16 protein-coding genes and 1 riboswitch are annotated in these 21,452 nt (G+C 63.5%); of the genes, 8 read left to right on the forward strand and 8 right to left on the reverse strand.

Annotation, left to right across the window (positions count from 1 at the left end; genetic code table 11):
- Positions 1-525 (reverse strand): bifunctional adenosylcobinamide kinase/adenosylcobinamide-phosphate guanylyltransferase, encoded by a 525-nt coding sequence (cobU, locus tag QM996_RS08725; protein WP_500270082.1) that lies wholly within the window; start codon positions 523-525, stop codon positions 1-3.
- 378 nt (positions 526-903) lie between these two features.
- Positions 904-1,120: riboswitch (cobalamin riboswitch) on the reverse strand.
- 203 nt (positions 1,121-1,323) lie between these two features.
- Between cobU and QM996_RS08730 the strand changes: the two genes are divergently transcribed.
- On the forward strand, positions 1,324-3,552 hold the full coding sequence (locus QM996_RS08730) for an adenylate/guanylate cyclase domain-containing protein (protein WP_500270083.1): 2,229 nt from the start codon (positions 1,324-1,326) through the stop codon (positions 3,550-3,552).
- 22 nt (positions 3,553-3,574) lie between these two features.
- Here the strand turns inward: QM996_RS08730 and QM996_RS08735 are convergent, their stop codons facing one another.
- Both QM996_RS08735 and QM996_RS08740 read right to left on the reverse strand, forming a co-directional pair.
- Entirely contained in the window at positions 3,575-4,216 is a 642-nt protein-coding gene (locus QM996_RS08735; RefSeq protein ID WP_500270084.1) for a class I SAM-dependent methyltransferase, read from the reverse strand.
- Between the two features lie 184 nt (positions 4,217-4,400).
- Positions 4,401-5,858: a cobyric acid synthase CobQ gene (locus QM996_RS08740; protein WP_500270085.1), complete on the reverse strand. Its 1,458-nt coding sequence runs from the start codon at positions 5,856-5,858 to the stop codon at positions 4,401-4,403.
- Between the two features lie 250 nt (positions 5,859-6,108).
- On the opposite strand from QM996_RS08740, the gene QM996_RS08745 reads away from it, so the two are divergent.
- From QM996_RS08745 to QM996_RS08760, 4 genes are all read left to right on the forward strand, one after another.
- A complete protein-coding gene (locus tag QM996_RS08745; RefSeq protein WP_173516819.1) occupies positions 6,109-6,252 on the forward strand; it encodes a hypothetical protein in 144 nt (47 codons plus the stop codon).
- Between the two features lie 787 nt (positions 6,253-7,039).
- Complete coding sequence (locus tag QM996_RS08750) at positions 7,040-8,038, forward strand: ABC transporter substrate-binding protein (protein WP_500270086.1); 999 nt, start codon at positions 7,040-7,042, stop codon at positions 8,036-8,038.
- Between the two features lie 294 nt (positions 8,039-8,332).
- Positions 8,333-9,244 carry an ABC transporter permease gene (locus QM996_RS08755; protein WP_500270087.1) on the forward strand — a complete coding sequence of 304 codons (912 nt, stop codon included), beginning with the start codon at positions 8,333-8,335 and terminating at the stop codon, positions 9,242-9,244.
- The gene (locus QM996_RS08760) at positions 9,237-10,283 is read left to right on the forward strand and encodes a quaternary amine ABC transporter ATP-binding protein (RefSeq protein ID WP_500270088.1); all 1,047 of its coding nucleotides are present in this window, start codon (positions 9,237-9,239) and stop codon (positions 10,281-10,283) included. The genes QM996_RS08755 and QM996_RS08760 overlap by 8 nt, the downstream gene beginning before the upstream one ends.
- Positions 10,284-10,576: 293 nt before the next feature.
- Here the strand turns inward: QM996_RS08760 and QM996_RS08765 are convergent, their stop codons facing one another.
- Positions 10,577-11,440 carry a D-alanyl-D-alanine carboxypeptidase family protein gene (locus tag QM996_RS08765; RefSeq protein ID WP_500270089.1) on the reverse strand — a complete coding sequence of 288 codons (864 nt, stop codon included), beginning with the start codon at positions 11,438-11,440 and terminating at the stop codon, positions 10,577-10,579.
- Positions 11,441-11,796: 356 nt separating this feature from the next.
- Here QM996_RS08765 and QM996_RS08770 point away from each other — a divergent pair, with 356 nt between their 5' ends.
- Together QM996_RS08770 and bmt are read left to right on the forward strand one after the other, a co-directional pair.
- Complete coding sequence (locus QM996_RS08770) at positions 11,797-13,191, forward strand: O-antigen ligase family protein (protein ID WP_500270090.1); 1,395 nt, start codon at positions 11,797-11,799, stop codon at positions 13,189-13,191.
- A 65-nt stretch (positions 13,192-13,256) separates the two neighbouring features.
- A complete protein-coding gene (gene bmt / locus QM996_RS08775) occupies positions 13,257-14,273 on the forward strand; it encodes a betaine--homocysteine S-methyltransferase (RefSeq protein WP_500270091.1) in 1,017 nt (338 codons plus the stop codon).
- A gap of 303 nt (positions 14,274-14,576) precedes the next feature.
- Here the strand turns inward: bmt and QM996_RS08780 are convergent, their stop codons facing one another.
- The 3 genes from QM996_RS08780 to QM996_RS08790 all read right to left on the reverse strand — a co-directional run bounded on the left by QM996_RS08780 (position 14,577) and on the right by QM996_RS08790 (position 18,587).
- The gene (locus tag QM996_RS08780; RefSeq protein ID WP_500270092.1) at positions 14,577-16,547 is read right to left on the reverse strand and encodes an acyltransferase family protein; all 1,971 of its coding nucleotides are present in this window, start codon (positions 16,545-16,547) and stop codon (positions 14,577-14,579) included.
- Positions 16,548-16,701: 154 nt separating this feature from the next.
- A complete protein-coding gene (locus tag QM996_RS08785; protein WP_500270093.1) occupies positions 16,702-17,847 on the reverse strand; it encodes a PLP-dependent aminotransferase family protein in 1,146 nt (381 codons plus the stop codon).
- A 104-nt stretch (positions 17,848-17,951) separates the two neighbouring features.
- Positions 17,952-18,587 carry a helix-turn-helix transcriptional regulator gene (locus QM996_RS08790; RefSeq protein ID WP_500270094.1) on the reverse strand — a complete coding sequence of 212 codons (636 nt, stop codon included), beginning with the start codon at positions 18,585-18,587 and terminating at the stop codon, positions 17,952-17,954.
- Between the two features lie 188 nt (positions 18,588-18,775).
- Between QM996_RS08790 and QM996_RS08795 the strand changes: the two genes are divergently transcribed.
- Positions 18,776-19,123, forward strand: coding sequence for a hypothetical protein (locus tag QM996_RS08795; protein WP_500270095.1), 348 nt, complete (start codon positions 18,776-18,778; stop codon positions 19,121-19,123).
- 307 nt (positions 19,124-19,430) lie between these two features.
- Here QM996_RS08795 and QM996_RS08800 read toward each other — a convergent pair whose 3' ends face one another.
- Positions 19,431-21,452, reverse strand: a complete 2,022-nt coding sequence (locus QM996_RS08800) for a vWA domain-containing protein (protein ID WP_500270096.1) — start codon at positions 21,450-21,452, stop codon at positions 19,431-19,433.

Here is a 21,452-nt window from a genome sequence, read left to right on the forward strand (position 1 = left end):
TCAACCCTTCATTTTCAGCGGCAAACCGGCCGCGACAAAGTAAACTTCAGCGGATTTCTCCGCAACGATCTGGTGAAGCCGGCCGGCATGGTCGCGAAACTCGCGGGCCATACGGTTCTCGGGCACGATGCCGAGGCCGACCTCGTTGGAAACGAAGACGAGACGCGCTTGCGCCTCTGGAAGGTAGGCGGCAAGGGCGGCGAACTCCGCCGCCATGTCGCGCTCTTCGAGCATGAGATTGGTGACCCACAGCGTCAGGCAATCGATCAGCACGACATGATTGCGATCATCGATTCGCCTGAGGATGCCGACGAGATCGAGCGGCTCCTCATGCGTCGTCCAGTTTGGCCCGCGGCGCGCCTTGTGATGGTCGATCCGCTCGCGCATTTCGTCGTCCCAGGCGCGGCCTGTCGCGACATAGTGCATGGTGAGCCCGGACGCTTCGACGAGCCTCTCGGAAAAGCTGGATTTGCCGGAACGGGCGCCGCCGAGGACCAGAACGGGGCCGGCGCTGGAATTGCTCATCGCCGCCGCCTCAACACGCCGAGGTCAGCGGCAGATGGCAACGATCGTTCGGCGCGCCGGCGGCGCGGTCGGGAAAATATCTGTGAGCCAAAACAACCTCCGTGATGGCGTTGGAGACCGCGGGTCTCCTCGGGCGGAATGCCCATGCCGGATGGCAGGTCTCCTGGCTCACGGCGTCACGGCTTCCCGCATCGCCTCGCCCGCGAGGGCGAGGTTCCGATGTCAGGACCCGAGCGGCCCGCCTCACCTTCCCGGCGCTTTCCGGTGCCACAGCGAATCTTTGCGCGTCGTCTCCGACGCGAGGGCGCTGTGGGCGGTCTCGTGAAAGGCGGACGATTCGTAGAAGAAGAGGCGTCCAACCCGGTTGATCACGATGCCACGCCAGTGGCTTTTCCGGCTCGTTTCCGATCTGCCGCGATTGCCCCATGCAATCGCCAGGCAAGCCAAAGCTTCGAGCCCGATGGCGAACCCTGACCGTTCTACAGTCGCGGGGTCGGCTGCGATAAGGATGCCCGATTTGGGTCCATCCGTCGCATTCCCAATTATTCCCCCATGTCGCCACGACACGGGGAAACCATCCAACGTCAGATGATTAGGAAGCGGGCAGCGCAAAGTCAATCGACGCTTGCGACACCTTGGCCACCGAGTTGCGCCGCGCGACGATTTGTCGGACGGGAAGCAGACGCGGCGCAATTGAAGAGTAAAAAGCGGCACACCATCGCCGTGAACTTTATTTTAGCGACACCGGATATTGCGGTAGACTAGCCGGAATAGGGGCTTCGATTATCCGGAAGGCAGATGGAACGCAGGCTCGCCGCCGTGATGATTGCCGACGTTTGCGGCTATGGACTACTCACCCAAGCCGACGAAGAGGGTACCTGCGCCCGGTTTCAGGCCGACCTGCACGATCTTTTCGAACAGAAGATCGCCGCGCATCGAGGCCGGCTGATCAAGACCATGGGCGACGGCCTGCTGGTCGAGTTCCATAGTGTCGTCGAGGCGGTGCGTTGTGCGGTGGAAGTGCAGCGCGCGAAATCCAACAGCCGCGGGGCCGACGCGGGCCGGCTGGAATTCCGCATCGGCATCAATCTTGGCGACGTGATCGTCGAAGGCGACGACATCCAGGGCGATGGCGTTATCATCGCCGAGCGGCTGCAGAGCCTTGCCGAACCGGGTGGCATCGTCATTTCGGGCACGGCTTACGACCAGGTCGAGAAGCACCTCGATGTCGGTTTCGTCTTTCTCGGCGAACAGCGCCTGAAACATGTCGAAAAGCCGGTGCGGACCTATCGTCTCTTGCTCGATCAAGCCCACGCTGGAAAGGCAAGGGTCAAGGCGCGCCATGCCAGACGCTGGGCGGCGCTAGCAACGTCTGCGGTTGTTTTCGCAGCCGCCGCCGGCGTGGCTTGGTGGCGCCCGTGGGAGCCGCCGGCGGACAACAGTCAGGCTCAGGCATTGGACCTGAGCGCGGCGGACAAACCCTCGATCGCAGTGCTTCCGTTTGCCAATGTGAGTGATGATCCCAAGCAGGATTTTTTCGCCGATGGCATGACCGACGGCCTTGTCACCGAACTAGCCCAGGTGTCTGGCCTATTCGTCATCGCGCGCAATTCGACCTTCACCTATAAGGATAAGTCGGTGACGCCCAGGCAGGTGTCGGAAGAACTCGGTGTCAGATATGTGCTCGAAGGCAGCGTGCAGCGGGCCGGAGAGCAGCTCCGCATCAACGCCCAGCTCATAGACTCACTCAGTGGCGGAAACGTATGGGCCGGGAAATTCGACGGTTCGCTCTCCGATGTCTTCGCGCTGCAGGACGAAGTGATGCGCGGGATTGCCGAGGCACTGGCGCTTCGGCTGGATCCCGACCAGCAGATGGCCTTCGGGCGAAAGGAAACGACAGTGCCGGCGGCTTTCGATGCGTTCCTGCGCGGATGGGAGCACAACCGGCGCACGACGCCCGAAGACTTCGCGAAGGCTGTGCCTTTTTTCGAGCAGGCGATCGCGCTCGATCCTGCCTATGGACGCGCCTACGGCGCAGCGGCCATGGTCTACGCTCGCATTTATCTGTGGCGTTGGCACTACCAACTGGGCATCTCCCGGTCCGAAGCGAGAGCGAAGGCGTGGCAATATCTGCGTACCGCGCAGACGCATAGAACAGCGCTGGCCCACCAGGCGGCCGCTCTCCTGGCGGAAGCGGACTGGCAGCATGCCGACGCGCTCGCCGAACTCAAGCAGGCCATCGCGCTCGAACCCGGCGACTCCTGGAGCTACGCGCTGACGGCATTCGTTCTGACCTCCGCCGGCCGCCCGGCAGAGGCTCTGCCCTATATCCGTACGGCCATGCGCCTCGATCCCCACCCGCCATCCTTTTTCATCTACGTTCTCGGGCTGACTCAATTCAGCCTGGAGGACTTCAAGGCCGCAGCGGCGTCGGCGCGCAGCAGTATCAAGCTCAACCCCGAGGACGACGGATCCTTCCTTCTCCTTGCCTCGACCGCCGGGCATCTCGGCCGCCGCCCCGAAGCCGAGGCGGCGATCGCGCGTTTCAACGCGCTTCGCGTCAGCCGCGGTGGAGTTGCTGTCACCCTCTTGGGGCACCCACCGCTGGACCTGGCAAAGCCGCATGCCAGCGAGAGGTTCCGTCAGGGCTTGCGCCTGGCAGGCGTGCCCGAAGCCTTGATGGATGCCGACTTCAGCATCCAAAACAGGCTACCGGCCGGAGATGTCCGCTCATTGTTCTTTGGGCACCAATTGCGTGGACGCATGCTGGACTCGGGGGAGGAACACGAAGCTTTCGTTTCGCCTGAGGGCATAGCCGCCCTGACGGGAGACTGGGCTTCCATGGGCGCCGGTCGCATGACCGATGTCGAGGTCCGATTTGAGAAGGACGAGGTTTGTTTCCTGTGGCTGAAGACAACAAACCTCTGTGGTGCGGTGCTACGCAATCCCGGAGGACTGAAGGCCAGGGAAAACGAGTTCATCTGGTACCATGGCGACAGAGCCTTCACGTTTTCGCAGATCCGTTAGCCCATGGAGCCGGCTCTTCCGGCTACAGAGCGGCGACGCCGTGAGAGACCCGCTGCAGCACGCTGAACTGAAACGCCTGGGTCGAGTTCCACGGGGTCCTGTGCTGATGCTCCATATGCTCGACCAGCCGGAAGGACGGCCCGATCACCGCGGCGAGTGTCGCCGGGTCGTAGCGCACCACCGGCAGGCCGCTGCAGCGCTCCGGCCCGTCGGGGGCGAAGGTGGCGATGATCGCGTGCCCGCCGGGCGCCACGGCCGCGGTCAGCCGTTCGACATAGGCGGCCCTGTCTTCCGATTCGGTCAGGAAGTGAAAGGCGGCGCGATCGTGCCAGATGTCGTAGCTCTGATCCGGTTCCCACTCGGTCACGTCGGCGGCAACCCATTGCACGTCGTCGGCGCGGGCACCGAGCCTTGCCCTTGCGGCACCCAGGGCAGCCGGCGAGAGATCGAGCACCGTGATCGTCCTCATGCCCTCGTCAAGCAATGCGTCCACCAGCCGCGAGGCGCCACCACCGATATCGATCAGCGACGACGAAGCGATTGCCGTATGCCTGCGGATGAGATCGAGGGAAATCGCCGGCGTATCCTCGAACCAGCTGACCCCAGCCTCACCTTTTGTCTGGTAGGCATTATCCCAGTGCGCCCGCGTGTTTTCGTCCTGCATTGAAACACCTGCCTCTCCGCACGGCGGCTGCCGAACTCTCTCTCCTTGTCGACGACTTCAAGCCGAAGTCGATTTCAGGAGACATGCAATAGAGCGGAAAAGCGAAAGCTGTGTGGCTTTCCGCCGCTGCGCCCGATCAAGGAACTTCAGCGCCCGCTCGGCACGACTAAGCCAAGGCGTCCGGTTAGCGTCCAAGCAACCCGTCCAGCCAGTGCCGGTCGAGCGCCGCCTCCAACTCGCCCGCGACATCGTCCAGCGCCGCATCGACCGATTGGCGATAATTGCTGGTACCGCCTTCGATGCCGAAGCTCTTCAGGAGGGCAGCGCGGTAGGCATCGCTCGAAAACAGGCCATGCAGATAGGTGCCCATCACCCGACCATCGGCCGAAAGCGCCCCGTCGGCGCGGTCGTCGAAGCGCACGGAAGGCCGGTCGCAATCCGCGCCTTGCGTCTTGCCCAGGTGGATCTCGTAGCCCTCGAGCGCCACGTCGTGCTCCAGCGACCAGGCGCGGCTGTTGCGCACGGTCTTTTCCGGCGCCATCTCGGTTTCGACGTCGAGCAGCCCCAGGCCCTCGACCTCCCGCTCGCCGCCTTCGATGCCGAGCGGATCTCTCACGCGCCGGCCGAGCATCTGGTAGCCGCCGCAGATGCCGATGACCCGGCCGCCGCGGCGCACATGGCGTTGAAGATCGCGGTCCCAGCCCTGCGCCCGGAAGTCGATGAGATCGCCGATCGTCGATTTCGACCCGGGGATGACGACGAGGCCGGCATCGTCAGGGATCGGGTGGCCCGGCCGCACGAAGACAAGATCGATCTCCGGCTCGGCCGAAAGCGGATCGAGATCGTCGAAATTGGCGATGCGCGACAGCACCGGCACCGCAACCTTCAATGCCCGTCCCTGGCCGCGCGCCAGTTTCTCCAGCACGACCGAATCTTCCGCCGGCAGCCGCGCCGCCGCCTTGAGCCAGGGTACGACGCCGAAGCAGGGCCAGCCGGTGAAGCGGTTCACGGCGGCAATGCCATCGTCGAACAGGGTCACGTCGCCGCGAAACTTGTTGATGAGATAGCCGGTGACCATGCGCCGGTCTTCCTCGGGCAGGATCGCATGCGTACCAACGAGCGAGGCGATCACCCCGCCGCGGTCGATGTCGCCGACGAGCACGACCGGCACGCCGGCGCGGGTCGCAAAGCCCATATTGGCGATGTCGCCGGCCCTGAGGTTGATTTCCGCCGGCGAACCCGCGCCTTCCACCACCACGAGATCGGCACCGGCCGAAATCTGTTCGAAGCTCTCCATCACCGCGCCAAGCAGCTTCGGTTTGAGTGCCTGATACTCCCGCCCCTTCGCCTGGCCGGCCACCTTGCCCTGGACGACGATCTGGCTGCCGACATCGGACTGCGGCTTCAGGAGCACCGGATTCATGTGCACGGACGACGGCATGCGCGCGGCCAACGCCTGCAGCCACTGCGCCCGGCCGATCTCGCCGCCATCATCGGAAACGGCGGCGTTGTTCGACATGTTCTGCGGCTTGAACGGCCGGACCTTCAAGCCCTGGTTGGCAGCGAGCCGGCAGAGCCCCGCCACCAGTACCGATTTTCCGACATCCGAGCCGGTTCCCTGCAACATGATCCTGCGTGTCATGGGGCCATCGGTAACACTGAAACGCTCAGCGGCAAAGGTCTGTTTCGACACGATTTCGCCGCAATCGAGCCAGGGTGCTCACGCAATGTTTCGCGCCGTCGCAAGGCTTGTCGAAAACGCCGCAGCGGATAGCCCAAATGCGACATGGCATGGCGAGTTTGGCATTCATTTTTTTGCGGCGCACACCTATATCACCGCCACCGCAACAAGCCCCGGAGGATAGGCCTCCGGCCTCTCAAGGTTCACGTCCATGCTGTACATTTTCAGCAAGCCTAATTTCGTCCAGATCGCCTGGAACTCCAAGGTTCCGAATAGCCAGTCGCGCGTGCGCAACCTCGTGGCCGACGCTCCCTTCGGCCCGCTCGGCGTCATCCGCACGTCGAACGTCGGCTGATTAAGCGACCGGGGCATTCCTCGCCCCTCGGGGCTCCCCTCCCAGAGCTTCCTCCCACCGCCCCATCTGGGGCGGTTTTTTATGGCGACGATGACCCAGAAATGCGAAGGCCGCATCAACCTCGACAGAGGGATGCGGCCGCCAAAAAAACACCTGGTCACTTCGGAGTAACGCACCGAAGGTTCGCGTCAAGCCCGGGACGCTCTACCTGATCCGGACCCGCGGCAGTTCCCCCGCCGCGAGAGAACAATTAGCTGGACATCGTTACCGGATGGTTATTGAGGATTTAATCAAAGATGAATTCCGGCTTTTTTTGATTTTTTTTCGCGACATGCGCGCCAATCTCCGTGGCGCAATCACGATAGGAAAAGTCAGGATCTCGACAGGCTTCCGGATCGCGCGGCGCATAGCGCCGTCTTTTGCGGCAGGAATTGTCGCTATTGCTTAAATTCGGCCCTTCCCGCGCTCATAAAACGCCCTTCGACCATGTCGCAGACAGAACGCGCGAGAAGTGATCGCGACCCGACCTTCCGATTGAAGAGGTTGATTTCTCAGCGAGAATACTTAGGCTTGGCTGGCGGTATAAGAGGAGATTGGCTGGCGACAGGGTTCCGCGGCCAGGGCTGAAAACGAACTCCCGCACCGTCCGCAGCAAGGGTGAACCTTGGCTTGTTTGATGCCGAACCCTCAGGCTGCACAGTTGCTCCGGGTAACGGAGGATGTCCAGCATCCGCCGTGGATTCCCGTTTGGATATTGGCTGCAAAAAAGACTGGGAGGTCTTGCAACATGAAGAAACTCCTCGCTTCCACCATTCTCGCGGCGGGCCTCTATGCCCTGGCGGGTTCCGCGCAGGCCGCGGAATGCGGTGAAGTCAGCATTGCCGAAATGAACTGGGCTTCTGCCGGCGTCGCCGCTCAGGTGGACAAGTTCATTCTCGAAAACGGTTACGGCTGCACCGTGACGCTGGTCACCGGCGACACCATGCCGACCTTCGCCTCGATGAATGAAAAGGCGCAGCCCGACATGGCGCCGGAACTCTGGGTCAACGCCGTGCGCACGCCGCTCGACGCGGCGATCAAGGAAGGCCGGCTGATCGAGGCCGCAAAGATCCTCAGCGAAGGCGGCGTCGAAGGCTGGTGGATCCCGAAGTTCCTCGCCGACGCGCACCCGGACATCAAGACCGTACAGGATGCGTTGAAACATCCCGAGCTCTTCCCGGCGCCGGAAGACCCGACGAAGGCCGCGGTGCACAATTGCCCGTCCGGCTGGAACTGCCAGGTTTCGACCGCCAATCTCTATAAGGCGCTGGATGCGGAAAAGGCCGGATTCGTCCTGGTCGACACCGGTTCGGCCGCCGGCCTCGACGGCTCGATTGCCAACGCCTTCGAAAAGAAGACCGGCTGGCTCGGCTACTACTGGGCGCCGACCGCGATCCTCGGCAAATACGACATGACCCGCCTGTCCTTCGGCGTCGACCATGACAAGGCCGAATGGGACTCCTGCACGGCCGTTCCGGACTGCCCGGCCCCGAAGGTCAACTCCTACCCGGTCTCCGACGTCTTCACGGTCGTGACCAAGTCCTTCGCCGAAAAGGCCAGCGTCGCCATGGACTATGTCAAGGCGCGCAAGTGGGACAACGGCACGGTCAACAAGGTTCTTGCCTGGATGGACCAGAACCAGGGCACCAACGAGGATGCGGCCAAGCACTTCCTCGAAGAATTCCCTGACATGTGGACGCAGTGGGTGAGCCCGGAAGTGGCCGAGAAGGTCAAGGCGGCGCTCTGACACGTCATGATGGCAGGCGCGCCGTCCATGACGGCCGCCTTTCCGTTCCGGCATGATCCTGCGGAACGGAACAATGCAGCGCCCTTGCGGGTTCCGTTCGGGCGCGCATCGTTCCAGAGGCGGCGAAGCATGGCCGTCCGCGTCGCAAATAGTAAAGCGGGCGCCACATTTCGCTGACACAGTCTAAAAGCCGGGCCCAAAGAGGCCACCCAAAGTGTGCGCAGGAATCGACGCCAGTCGATGCCGAGACGCAGCCGGCTCGATAAAAGACTTCCGGCCAAGAAGGGGAAACATATGGCATCCATCTGCAGTGTCTTGCCAGCTTTGCTCTGCAAGTTCCCTGCCATTGACGACAGCACGATCCGCCTGGCACGCAAGACCGTCGACGACGGTTTCAAGAGCTTCGTCCGATCCTACGGAAACGCCATCGATACGGTGGTGCAACCGCTTCAATGGTTCCTGAATTATCTCGAAAGCCTGTTCGTCGGTTCGCCCTGGATCGTGATCCTGGCTGTCATGATCGCGATCGTCTATTTCGGCAGCCGCAACACCGCCGTCACCATCGGAACGACGCTGGCGATGATCGTCATCGGCCTTGTCGGGCTTTGGAACGACACGATGATCACGCTGGCGATGGTCACGGTCTGCACGCTGATATCGATCCTGATCGGCATTCCGATCGGCATCCTCATGGCGCGGTCGGACCGGGTGCAGGCCTTCGTCAATCCCATCCTCGACGTCATGCAGACGATGCCGAGCTTCGTCTATCTGATCCCCGTCGTCATGGTTTTCGGCATCGGCAAGGTGCCGGGCCTGATCGCGGTCGTCATCTATGCCGTGCCGCCGATGATCCGGCTCACCAATCTCGGCATTCGCCTCGTAGACAAGGAAGTGCTGGAAGCGGCCGACGCCTTCGGCTCGTCCGGCTGGCAGAAACTGAAGAACGTGCAGATGCCGCTGGCTCTGCCGACCATCATGGCCGGCATCAACCAGACCATCATGATGTCGCTGGCGATGGTTGTCGTCGCATCGATGATCGGCGTCGGCGGCCTCGGCAAGAACGTGCTGCAGGCAATCGCCAACCAGTTCTTCACCGTCGGCTTCCTCAACGGCTTTGCCCTTGTCGGTATCGCCATCATTTTCGACCGTACCAGCCAGGCCTTCGGCAAGCGGCTGCAAAAGCACTCGGAGGTTATCCATGGCTAGTCATGCAATCGAGGTGAAGAACCTCTACAAGATCTTCGGCCCCCGCGGCGGCGACTTCGTCGACGCCGTCAAGAAAGGCATGGGCAAGGCCGAGCTCAACGAGAAGCACGGCCACGTGCTCGGCCTGCAGGACATCAACATCTCCATGCCCGCCGGCGGCGTCATGGTCGTCATGGGTCTCTCGGGCTCCGGCAAGTCGACGCTGATTCGCCATATCAACCGGCTGATCGACCCGACCGCAGGCGAAGTGCTCTATGACGGCGTCGACGTCTGCAAGATGAACGACGCCGACCTCCGGCAATTCCGCCGCCACAAGACGGCGATGGTGTTCCAGAAGTTCGCGCTGCTGCCGCACCGCACCGTGCTCGACAACACGGTCTACGGTCTCGAAATCCAGGGCATCGAGCGCAAGGAATGCGAAAAGCGCGCCCGACGCTGGATCGAACGCGTCGGCCTCAAGGGCTTCGAGAACCACTATCCGAACCAGCTTTCAGGCGGTATGCAGCAGCGCGTCGGCCTCGCCCGCGCACTCACCAACGATGCCGATATCCTGCTGATGGACGAAGCCTATTCGGCGCTCGATCCGCTGATTCGCGTCGACATGCAGACCGTGCTTCTCGACCTGCAGAAGGAGCTGAAGAAGACCGTGGTCTTCATCACCCACGACCTCGACGAGGCGCTGCGCCTCGGCGACAAGATCGCCATCCTGCGCGATGGCCGGGTGGTGCAGCAGGGCACGGGCCAGGAGATCGTGCTTTCGCCGGCCGACGACTACATCACCGCTTTCGTCAAGGAAGTGAACCGCGGCCGGGTGATCAATGTCGAAACGATCATGCGTCCGCTTTCCGGCAATGCCGACGGCGTGCCGCTTGCGGCCGGCACGGTGCTGGAAGCGGCAGCGCGCACGATGACCGCCGCCCGCGTCGCGAGCGCCCATGTCGTCGATAGCAATGGCCGTCCGATCGGCGCGCTCGACCTTTCCACGGTCATCGCCGCCATGGTCACGCCGGTCAGCCACGAGGATCGCGCGGCGGCGTGAGTATGGTGCACGTTGCCGATTAGCGACTGCCCCTCATCCGCCTGCCGGCACCTTCTCCCCGTCCTGACGGGGAGAAGGGACGTTGGGCAACGCCGCATTTTCAAGTCAACATGGCCGTCTCGGCGCTCTGACAATGAGAGCCAGGCAGTTTCTCAGCCCCCCGAACTCAACCTGGAATCCCCTGCGAACTGCCGCACCACGAGCGGATAGCAACCAGCCCGCGTCCCCTCTCCCCGCCTGCGGGGAGAGGGTTAGGGTGAGGGGCAGGCTCTGGCGATCCCCGTGCGAGGCGATCAGTTCGTCGTGGTCGCAGCCGCCGCAACCGGTTCGACAACACTTGCAGCGCTCGCGTCCTGCTTCGGCGGCAGGAACTTGTCGAGCAGCGCGATCATGTCGTTGTCGCGCGATTGCGCCGTCTTGCCGCCCAGGACGACGGCGACGAGGCGGGTGCCGCCGCGCTTGGCCGAGGTGACGAGATTGTAGCCGGACGCGTCGGTATAGCCGGTCTTGATGCCGTCGACGCCTTCATAGCGCTTCATCACGCCGTTATGGCCGCGCAGCTTCATGCCGCGAAACTCGATCGTCTTGTTGGCGAAGAGCTGGAACTCCTGCGGAAAATCGCGCATCAGCGCGAGACCCAGCGTCGCCATGTCGCGCGCCGTCGTCACCTGGGCCGGGTCCGGCAGGCCGTTGGCATTCTTGAAGACCGTGCGGCTCATGCCGAGCGCCTTGGCCTTGCGGGTCATCATCTCGCCGAAGGCGGGCTCGTTGCCGGCAAGGGTCTCGCCGATGACGACGGCGGCATCATTGGCCGAAAGCACGACCATGCCCAGGACCGCTTCGCGCACGGTGATCTGGCGCCCGGCGCCGACCGCCAGCTTGAACGGCTCCAGGCCGTTGGCATGCTCCGATACCGTCAGTTTCTGGTCCCACTTGAACGTGCCGTTCTTCAGCGCCTCGAAGGCGAGATAGATCGTCATCATCTTCGTCAGCGATGCCGGAAAGTTCAACTCGTCCGCATTGTCGGCCTCGAGGATCGAGCCGGTCTCGGCATTGACGACAAAATGCGCCTGTCCGGCGGCAGCAAAGGAAACGCTGCCAAGCAGCAGGCTCACGGAGACCGCGGTAGACGCGACCATACGGATAAGGGACTGCATATCGTGTTTTCTCGTTTCGACGCTATCGATCGACCTCGGGACGAAAATCGTGATCGAATTATGGAAGGCATGCCGCGGAACACGGCAGCGGCCGCGTTTTCCACGGCCGAGTCTCCCCACCTTTTCACGGGGCCCCACCTTTTTACGGCTATGACGACGGCGCGGCAAGCACCTGCGGCAATCGGCGCGCAAATATCGGATCCTCAAACGCCGGAGGCCAAGCGAGACGCGCGCAGGTCCTTGGGCGTTTCACCGAGGTTTAACCTGATTGCGCCAAGGTGACGGCGGCCTCCCTGCCCGGCCAGCGCTGAACGGCAGCTTCGGACAGGGAACCGCAATCGACGATACCGCCCGCGTTGCGGCATCTGAACTTCACCCGTTTCGGCACCGCCATGCACTCGAACTCAGCCACGGCAGACCACTCCACCACGCGGCAGCGGGTGCCGACGGCCTTCGGCGCCGGCTTGGCGGAGCTCGTTCAGGGTCTTGCCGCGCTGCTCTCGGGCCTTGGCCTGTTCCTCATCGTCTTCACCCTGATCCCGTTCCAGGGCGCGGTCGAGACCGATCCGAACGCGGCCAACGAAGGCAACATCATCAACCAGGTCGGCTACCTGGTGCTCGGCGCGGTCTATCTTTTCGCGATGCTGCTTGCGGTCGACAGGCGGATATTGGGCCGTCTAGTCTCGCCAAGCTGGATCGCGATCTTCGCGGTCGCCTATCTCTCCTGCCTGCAATCCTATGATCCCGCCGCATCTGCCCGCGGCCTGACGCTGAGCCTCATCGCGATGATCATGGTGGCGGGCGTGCTGGTGTTGCCGCGCAGCGAACGGGACTTCGTCAATGCCGGCGCCAACGCCATTCTGCTTTTGATCCTGATCGACTATGCAGCACTCTTCGCGGCGCCGGATCGCGCCATTCATTCGGCCTTTGGCGACGAACCCTGGCATGCGGGCTTCTGGCGCGGGCATTTGTTGCACAAGAACGTCTCGGCACCGGTCTTTTCCATCCTCTGCATGTTCGGCATCTATTGCCTGCGCGCGGGCGCGCCGCTGCGCGGTTGGGCAATCACCCTGCTCGCGGCCAACTTCATTCTGCATACCGGGTCGAAGACGACGATCGGCTTCCTGCCGATCGCGATCGGTTTGGTCTTTGCCGGTCGCGCGGTGCGCAGCCCCGGCCTGATGGTCCTTGCCCATCTCGCCATGTCGGTTCTGGTCTTTGGCCTGACGCTTGGCAGCATCTATTCCGACACGCTGCTATCGCTCACCAAGGCGCTGATCGACGATGCGACCTTTACCGGCCGTGACGACATCTGGAAATTCGCCAGCGCCAGCATCGCCGAGCGCCCCTGGCTCGGCCAGGGTTATGCGAGCTTCTGGCTGTCGCCGGTCATCATGGGCATGGAAGCGAACTTCGAGGCGAGTTGGGACGTGCGCGGCATCGTCACCGGTCACAACAGCTATCTCGACTCGGTGCTGATGTTCGGCGCGCCGGGCGGCATCCTCATGACGGCGCTCCTCTTCATCAAGCCCCTCTTCGATTACATGCGCGCCTATCGCCGCCCGCAGGCGCGGATCTTCGCCGATTTCTGCGTCATGGTGGTCATCTTCATGACCTATAACGCCATGCTCGAGAGCTTCTTCCTCAACCGCGCCGATCCAATGTGGCTCTTGACGGCGCTTGCCGTCTTCGGCCTCGGCCTTGCCGGCCGCATGAGCATGCGCGCCGAAGCGGCAACCGCCCAACGCTGACCGCTTGCCAAGACATAAAGATATCTTTATATCTTACTACTGTTCATTCTAGCCGGGAAAAACCGATGACCGCAGCATCCAATGTCCTCTCCGCTCTGCTTGCCGAAAAAGGCATTCTTCTCGCCGATGGCGCCACCGGCACCTCGCTCTTCGCCATGGGGCTCGAAGCCGGCGAAGCGCCGGAACTCTGGAACGAGACGAAGCCGGAGAACATCACCAAGCTGCACCAGGACTTCGTCGACGCCGGCGCCGACATCATCCTCACCAACACCTTCGGCGGCACCCGCCATCGCCTGAAGCTGCACCAGGCGGACGACCGCGTGCATGCGCTGAACAAGCGCGCCGCCGAGATCGCCCGCGCCGTTGCCGACAAGGCACCGCGCAAGGTCATCACCGCCGGCTCCGTCGGCCCGACCGGCGAACTGATGATCCCGCTTGGCGCGCTTTCCTATGAGGATGCCGTTGCCGCCTTCGTCGAGCAGATCGAGGGCCTGAAGGCCGGTGGCGCCGAAGTTGCCTGGATCGAGACCATGTCCTCGCCGGACGAAATCCGCGCCGCCGCGGAAGCCGCCGCCAAGGTTGGCCTTCCCTACGTCTACACCGGCTCCTTCGATACCGCCGGCAAGACGATGATGGGCCTGCATCCGAAGGATATCCACGGTGTCGCCAGCGATCTCGGCAACGGCCCCGTCGCCGTTGGCGCCAATTGCGGCGTCGGCGCTTCCGACATCCTTTCCTCGCTGCTCGACATGACCGAAGCCGCCCCCGAGGCGACCGTGATCGTCAAGGGCAATTGCGGCATTCCGGAATTCCGCGGCTCCGAGATCCACTATTCCGGCACGCCGCCGCTGATGGCCGAATATGTGCGCCTTGCGGCCGATGCCGGCGCCAGGATCATCGGCGGCTGCTGCGGCACCACCTGCGGCCACCTCGCCGCCATGCGCGTCGCACTCGACGAGCATGTGCGCCGCGAACGCCCGACGCTCGATCTGATCATCGAAAAGATCGGCCCCTTGCGCAACAAGACCGCCAACGAAACGGCCGCCGCCCCGAGCCGCGAGCGCCGCAGCCGCCGCGCCTGACCTACAGCGCCGCGCGTCTTATCGGACGCGCGAAGGTCGCTGTAGCACTTAGAGCAATTCCAGGAAAAGTGTGAAACGGTTTTCCGTCCGGAATTGCGTAATTTTCAAAAGGTTAGATCCTTTCACTGTTTCCATGAAACAGTGAAAGGATCTAGAATTGCTGCATGTTTTTGTCCTTTAATCGGCTACGATTAAAGGAAACATGCAGTAGCAAGGCAGATCAACAAGCAAACGCCCCGGCATCGCATGATCCGGGGCGTTTGCTTTTGGGATTGGTGGAGAGCGCCCGGCGACGGCGCGCCGTCAGAGGCGGGCGCTGTCTAGGGCCGACGGGCCGAGCGGCCGACGCCAAGAAAAAACATCGCTCTCCGCGGCAGCGACGAAGGAACGGTAGAAGTCGAAGGCGCGCCCCATCTGGCGAGAGCCCTGCTCGGAGAAATGCCCGAAATCCTCGAAGAGCGGCACGCCCTTGTCCTCGACCTTGCAGCTATCCGCATCGCAGAGATAGTTCATGAAGCTGACGACCGGATATTCGTCGGCAATGTCGGCGACGACCTTCAGCACATCCCGGTCATATTTGCGCACGTCCTTCAGCGCCGGTTCGCAGCGCTGATCCGGTTGGCCGAGCAGCCGTGTCCTGGCAATGCAGAGCCCCGTATCGCGCCCGTCATGCGGTGTCGGTGCCACGAAGACGGCTTCGAAGCCGTTGGCTTTCAGCCAGGCAAGCGTCTCTCGCAAGCCCTCGCTAAGGACGCTCGTTCCCGACGGCACCTCCTTGTGGCCATCGACGAGCACGGTTTCCTCCTGCAGATACTGGCTGAGCTGCGAGGAGAGAACGACGTAGCGGATCGAGCGGTTGGCGAGCAGGAAGCGGCGGACGTCGTCGTTGTAACGCACGCAATCCTGCGGCCAGGCGCGGCCGAGCCGGGGAACGACGGGCGCCAGATTGAGGAAGGGTCCGCAATTGTTCTTGGCAAGCTGCACCAGCCGCACGTCCGGCTTCGAGGCGATGACGCCGTCGACGAGGTGGCGGGCAAAGGAATCTCCCCAGACCGCGACCTCTGGCTTCGGGCTGGTGGCGCATCTGAGATCGGCGACGGCATCGCATTTCTTGCCAAGGCCGACGCTCGGCCGCGTCAACGCCGCCAACTCGCGGTTCCGGGCAACCAGTCCGTCCGAGCCATCGAAGCCGAAGCCGAGTGCGATCGCCGTCGATCCGGCGGCAAGTGTAGCGCCGAAGACAGCGGCGCGCCCGAAGCGCTTGGGTTTGCGGAAGGGCTGCTCGACGAGGCGCCAACTGAGATAGGCCAGCGCGAAGCACAGCACGATCAGCAGCACATAGCCTACGGCCGGGAAGCCATCGATCGCCCTCAGCCGCGCGAAGGCGAAGACCGGCTGGTGCCAGAGGTAAAGGCTGTAGCTGATGAGGCCGATCGCCACCAGCGGCTTCAGCGACAGCAACCGGCCGACGGCGGTATCGCCGCGGGCAAAGGCAAGGACGAGCGCCGTGCCGAGCACCACGGGCACCGTCGTCCAGCCGGGAAAGAAGGCGGATTGCGGAACGAAGAGATAGCTCGCGACGATCGCCGAGAGGCCAAGCGCCGAGAGCATTTCGCGGCGCCCCTTTGCCAGATCGAGCCTCTCGGCGCTGACAAGCGCCAGAGCCGCACCCACGCCGAGCTCCCAGAAGCGGCTGGGCAGGAGATAGAAATTCGCGGCCGGATCGACGCGTGCCAGAAGCTGCGTCATGGCGAAACTCAGGGCCACGAGAGCCAGCACGACCTTCAGGGCCGTTGCCGCCGACGCGCGGCGCAGCCCGAGCAGGAGCAGCGGAAAGACGAGATAGAACTGCTCCTCGACCGCCAGAGACCAGGTGTGCAGCAGCGGCATCAGCTCGTTGCTCGGCGCGAAATAACCCGTCTGACCCCAGAACAGGAAATTCGAGGCGAAGAAATTCACCGCATAGAGGCTCTTGCCGAAATTGTTGAGCTCTTCCGGCAGCATCCACATCAGCGCGAAGGGAATAGAGACGGCGCAAACCAGCAGCAGCGCGGGCGCGATCCGGCGGGCTCGCCGCTCGTAGAAGCGGACGACGCTGAAACTGCCGTCGCGGATTTCGCGGTGAATGATCGAGGTGATCAGAAAACCGCTGATGACGAAAAAGACGTCGACGCCGGCAAAACCACCGGCAACGACGCCGAAACCGGCATGGAACAGAAGAACTGGAACCACGGCAAGCGCGCGCAGTCCATCGATTTCGGGTCTGTATTGCATCAGCGGGAAAACACTCGGGTGGCAGGAGCCGCTCGTTAACATGACCCTAACGGCAGGGCCATTGTGACTGGTTTATATCCACATTCGCGCAATTTCGGGGCACGACCGCCAGCCGGCACCACGGACATTGGATATCCGCCCGCCTGCGCGCGCGTCAGGCCGATGCCCGGAGCCCGGTGATATGCCGGCGCCAGGCATCGAGCCCGATCTCGATATCCTTGCGGCCGAAGCCGACACGGAAGCGATCGGTTACGACCGGCAGGAGATCCGAAACGAAGAGGCTCGACGGCAGCAGCAGAACGCCCGCCTCCTCCACCAGCCGCCGGCAGTGGGTCTCGACGCCGTCGGCGCCGAGATAGCGGGCAAAACCGACGCAGCCGCCATCCGGTGCCCGCCATTCATAGAGAGCCGGGAACTCTGCAAAGAAGGCCGAGAGCTTGTCCAGATTGCTGGCGACCAGCGCCCGGTTGCGGTCGAGGATCGCCGCGCGGGCCTTGAGCGCGATCGTCGCCAGCACTTCCGATGGGCGCGAATTGCAGATCGACAGGTAGTGCTTCATCTTCTCCATGCGCTCCAGCAGTGCATGGTCGCGGCAGGCGATCCAGCCGATGCGCAGGCCCGGAAGCCCATAGGCCTTGGACATGACATTCAGCGAAATGCCGCGCTCGAAGAGTTCTGCCGCCTGCGGCAGGCGCAGCGCGGGATCGCGCTCGAGGCCGCGATAGACCTCGTCGCTGAAGAGATGGATGCCGCGCTCGGCGCAGAGGCTCGCCAGCGCCTGGAACGTTTCCTGGTCGGCAATGGCGCCGGTCGGGTTGTTGGGGAAGTTGACGCAGATCAGCCGGGTGTTCGGGCGCAAGGCCGCACGCACATCGGCGATATCGAGCCGCCAGTTGTTTTCCGGCCGGAGCGGCACACCGGTGACGGCGCCGGCGATCGTTACCGGCAAAGTTTCCATCGACTGATAGTTGGGCACCGTCACGATCGCGTGGTCGTCGGGCCCGAGCAGCGCCAGCATGGCGCAATAAAGCCCCTCCTCCGCGCCGGAAAAGCAGAGGATATCGGCAGCCGAAAGCCCTTCATAGGTGGCGGCGATCGCCGCCCGGAGCGCTGGCGCGCCATAGGTCTCGGTGTAGCCGAGCGTCACGCTGTCCCAGGCGGCGCGATCCTCGTCGTCGGCAAGTGCCAGCAGTTCGCGCATGCTGATCGTCTGGCTGTCGCTCGCGGTCATGTGGTGGCGCGCATTGAACTCCCAGCGGGAGAAATGGGTTTCGAGCCGGAAATCGGGCAAGGTCGTCATGGAAGTCTCCTCCTCGGGCGCCGACGGCGCGCGAAACGGTTTGCGGATCAGGCAATTCCAGCGGGACGCGGAGCACGTCTCCGTCCGGAATGCGCGCGTTTCAATCAGGGTGCCTCGCCGCGTGCCGCAGCGAGATAATTGTAGATCGAGGCGCGCGAGGCGCCGATGAGGCTTGCAAGATGGTCGACGGCGTTGCGCGTCTGGAACAGTCCGCGTGCGTCGAGTGCTGCCACCAGCGCCACACGATCGCCGCGCTTCAAGGCGGAGAGGGCCAGCCCCCTCTCCCCAAGCCAGGCATGCAGCGTCGCGTTGATCTCCTCGCGCCAGTCCCGCGCAAAGAGTGTCTGCGGCCGTGGCTGCTCGGCACCGGCGAAGGCCGAAAGCAGCTTCACCGCCGTATCGATCATCGACATGTCCAAATTGACGCAGAGCAGGCCGACCGCTTCGCCCGTCCCATCGCGCAGCACGGCGGAGATCGACTTGAACCGCCGGCCATCCGCCCCGGTCTTTTCGTAGGGACCAAGCACGGCGTCGGCGCTGCCGACCGCAGCGAACTCTTCCTCGATCAGCGAATCCTCGCCGACCGCGCGACCGGAAAAACAGTTCCAGATCCCCGCGATCGTCCCGGTCTTCAGGTCATGCAGCACGACCTCTCCATGCGGATAGAGCAAGGCGCTGATCGCAGCCGCCGTCGGCGCATGCATGGCGAGGATGGAGGTGAAGGCGGGTGCAATGGTCATGCGCCGCATATTGCTGGATTTGGATTTATTGTCAATATTGGACAAATTATTCAGACGCAGCATATGCGCCACAGCTTGCGCACCGATGGCCGCTGGCCTATCCCCGATGACAAAGAGATTCGTTCAGCGACCCGTGCGCCTCGCAGAGTGCGCCGCGCGGTCGGAAACGCAGACGGGGTGACACTGACATGAACGCCGGCCCAGCCTCCTTTCCCGACCGCGACACCGTTGCCGAAAAGCTTGGGGCATTCGGCGAAGCGGATCAGTCCTTCCTGCGCCTGCTGATGGAAAACCCCGAGCAGGACGAGCGCCTGATGGATGGCCTTTACCGTCACCTCGACCTTGCCTCCGAAGCCAGGTTCCTCAACTCGCTGAAGCTGGAAAAGCTCGGCCAGTGGCTGGGAAGCGAAGCGCCGGCGCGCCTGCAGATGCGCCTGACGGAAGCCGGCCGCTCCAGCCAGCACGCGGCCTACCAGGCGTTCAAGGCGGGGCTTTCAAAGTCCGGCGGATTGGGGCGCGCCTTTCCGAAGGCGTGAGGCACGGGCGCACGTGGTCGCCCAATCAAATTGACTTGATGACGGAAAGGGTGGTTGCCCTCTCCTCGCGCAGCCTGACAAATGCCCCTCACTGTCCTGCCGGACATCTCTCCCCGCGAGCGGGGAGAGAGCCGCTGGGCGCACCCTCCGGGCCAGACCTCGGCGTTCCCGTTGCCCAATCATAGTCTGGGCGAGACCGTCACGGCTTGGTCCCTTCTCCCCGTCATGACGGGGAGAAGGTCGCGGCAGCGGGATGAGGGGCATGGCGCGCCTTTCGCAAGGCGGATGAGAGACAACTCAGGCCCCCTCAGTTCCGCGTACCGCCAAGTCCCTTGGCCAGCCGCACCAGGTTGACGAACTCGCCGCGATAGCCGAACGGATCGGCGCCCTTTGAAGCAGCAGCAAGGTCGATGATCGAGCCGTAGGAATAGTCGGCCAGGGCCGTCACGCCGGAAAGCTTCTGCCCAAAGGCCGCAGCCGCGACGGAAAAGCGGACGTCGTTCGGCGCCTCGGCGAGCGACGGCACCGCATTGGCCTCGGTCACCGGCGTAGTGATCAGCTCGCTCCTGTCGCCATCCGGTTTCTTGTAGCGGATCTTCAGGAAGGCGAGCTCGCCGCTGTTCGGGCTTGCCTCGGCCGCCGGTTTCTCGGCCGTCGCATAGCGCAGGTCGTCGTTCAGCACCGCCGGGCTGCCCTTCGGCGTCACCTCGTAGATCGCGGTGACGCTGTGGCCGGAGCCGATGTCGCCGGCATCCACCTTGTCGTTGTTGAAGTCTTCGCGCTTCAAGGCGCGGGTCTCATAGCCGATCAGGCGGTATTCGGCGATCGCCGCCGGGTTGAACTCCACCTGCAGCTTGACGTCCTTGGCGATCGGGAAGAGCGACGAGCCCGCCTCCTCCACCAGCGTCTTCTGCGCTTCGGCGAGCGTATCGATATAGGCGGCCGTGCCGTTGCCGTTCTGGGCGATCGTCTGCATCAGCGCGTCGTTGTAGTTGCCGCGGCCGAAGCCGAGGACCGAAAGGAAGATGCCGCTCCTGCGCTTCTCCTCGATCAGACGCTTGAGGTCCTCGTCACTCGACGGGCCGACGTTGAAATCGCCATCCGTCGCCAGCATGACGCGGTTGACCCCCCCCTTGACGAAAGCCTTCTCGGCGAGAGCGTAGGCGGCATCGATGCCTTCGGCACCGGCGGTCGAGCCGCCCGGCTCAAGCGTATCGATCGCCGCAAGGATCCTCGCCTTGTCCTTGACCGCGGTCGGCTCCAGCACCGTTCCGGCGTTGCCGGCATAGGTGACGATCGAGACCGTATCCTCGGGTTTCAGCTTTTCGACGAGCAGCCGGAAGGCGCCCTTCAACAGCGGCAGCTTGTCCGGTTCGTCCATGGAGCCGGAAACGTCGATCAGGAAGACGAGGTTTGCCTTCGGCGCCTCCGCCGGCACGACGTCATAGCCCTTGATCGCCACGTGCATCAGCCGTGTGCCGCCGTTCCACGGCGTCGGCGTTACTGTCACCGTCGCCTTGAAGGGTTCGGCAGCGGTTGCCGGCCGCGGCCAGTCATAGGGGAAGTAGTTGACCATCTCCTCGACGCGCACGGCGTCGGGCTCCGGCATCTGCCCTTCCATCAGCGAGCGGCGGACGAAGGCATAGGATGCCGTGTCGACGTCGATCGAGAAGGTCGAGACCGGATCGGTGGCAACGCTCTTCACCGGATTGCTCTCGGCCTTGCCGAAGCGTTCCCGGTTTTCCTCAGGCGCGGCGAGCATTTCGTCCTGAGCGACCGGCGCCGGCAGAAGGGTCATCTGCGGTTGCACGGCACCGACGGCAGAGAGCGGGGCGGCGCTGTCGCTCGCCATGCGGTTGGCAAGCGCGCCGGCTTCCGCGGACGCTGCAGCTTCGCGCTCCGCCTGCACAGCGGCCGGCGCTTCCACGGTTTTCGCTTCCTGTTGGCGCGCGAGTTCGGCGGCCGCTTTCTTCGCAGCCGCCTGCGGTTCCGCCTCCTGCTTCGGCTTTTCCTTCAGCGCCATCTCCTGCGCGCTCTCGCCGAAGGGTGCACCGCTGCGCGTCAGCTCAAGCGTCAGAAAAGCCGCGGCGGGCACGACGAGAAGGGTTGCCAGTGCCGATCCGGCAAGCAGTTTCCGGTTCATGATGGGGCTCCATATCCGGTTGAAGATGGAGCTTTGACGAACCGGCCAGACCGATCCTTGGGTGGAGGTCGCATTTTCTTGCTGCTCATCGAAGGCCTGCATGGCGGCGGCGAGCGCGCGGGCGCGCGCTTGCCGAGAAGCCTTCGGCGGGTTGAGCCCGCCAAGCTTTTCGAAATCGTCGCTCAT

It is taken from the genome of Sinorhizobium chiapasense (assembly GCF_045277575.1).
Taxonomy (GTDB): domain Bacteria; phylum Pseudomonadota; class Alphaproteobacteria; order Rhizobiales; family Rhizobiaceae; genus Ensifer; species Ensifer chiapasense_A.

Excerpts from the sequence above, each read along its gene's own strand:
- cobU (WP_500270082.1), bottom strand. The coding sequence starts at position 525 with ATGAGCAATTCCAGCGCCGGCCCCGTTCTGGTCCTCGGCGGCGCCCGT.
- QM996_RS08730 (WP_500270083.1), top strand. The coding sequence starts at position 1,324 with ATGGAACGCAGGCTCGCCGCCGTGATGATTGCCGACGTTTGCGGCTAT.
- QM996_RS08735 (WP_500270084.1), bottom strand. The coding sequence starts at position 4,216 with ATGCAGGACGAAAACACGCGGGCGCACTGGGATAATGCCTACCAGACA.
- QM996_RS08740 (WP_500270085.1), bottom strand. The coding sequence starts at position 5,858 with ATGACACGCAGGATCATGTTGCAGGGAACCGGCTCGGATGTCGGAAAA.
- QM996_RS08745 (WP_173516819.1), top strand. The coding sequence starts at position 6,109 with ATGCTGTACATTTTCAGCAAGCCTAATTTCGTCCAGATCGCCTGGAAC.
- QM996_RS08750 (WP_500270086.1), top strand. The coding sequence starts at position 7,040 with ATGAAGAAACTCCTCGCTTCCACCATTCTCGCGGCGGGCCTCTATGCC.
- QM996_RS08755 (WP_500270087.1), top strand. The coding sequence starts at position 8,333 with ATGGCATCCATCTGCAGTGTCTTGCCAGCTTTGCTCTGCAAGTTCCCT.
- QM996_RS08760 (WP_500270088.1), top strand. The coding sequence starts at position 9,237 with ATGGCTAGTCATGCAATCGAGGTGAAGAACCTCTACAAGATCTTCGGC.
- QM996_RS08765 (WP_500270089.1), bottom strand. The coding sequence starts at position 11,440 with ATGCAGTCCCTTATCCGTATGGTCGCGTCTACCGCGGTCTCCGTGAGC.
- bmt (WP_500270091.1), top strand. The coding sequence starts at position 13,257 with ATGACCGCAGCATCCAATGTCCTCTCCGCTCTGCTTGCCGAAAAAGGC.
- QM996_RS08780 (WP_500270092.1), bottom strand. The coding sequence starts at position 16,547 with ATGCAATACAGACCCGAAATCGATGGACTGCGCGCGCTTGCCGTGGTT.
- QM996_RS08785 (WP_500270093.1), bottom strand. The coding sequence starts at position 17,847 with ATGACGACCTTGCCCGATTTCCGGCTCGAAACCCATTTCTCCCGCTGG.
- QM996_RS08790 (WP_500270094.1), bottom strand. The coding sequence starts at position 18,587 with ATGACCATTGCACCCGCCTTCACCTCCATCCTCGCCATGCATGCGCCG.
- QM996_RS08795 (WP_500270095.1), top strand. The coding sequence starts at position 18,776 with ATGAACGCCGGCCCAGCCTCCTTTCCCGACCGCGACACCGTTGCCGAA.
- QM996_RS08800 (WP_500270096.1), bottom strand. The coding sequence starts at position 21,452 with ATGAGCGACGATTTCGAAAAGCTTGGCGGGCTCAACCCGCCGAAGGCT.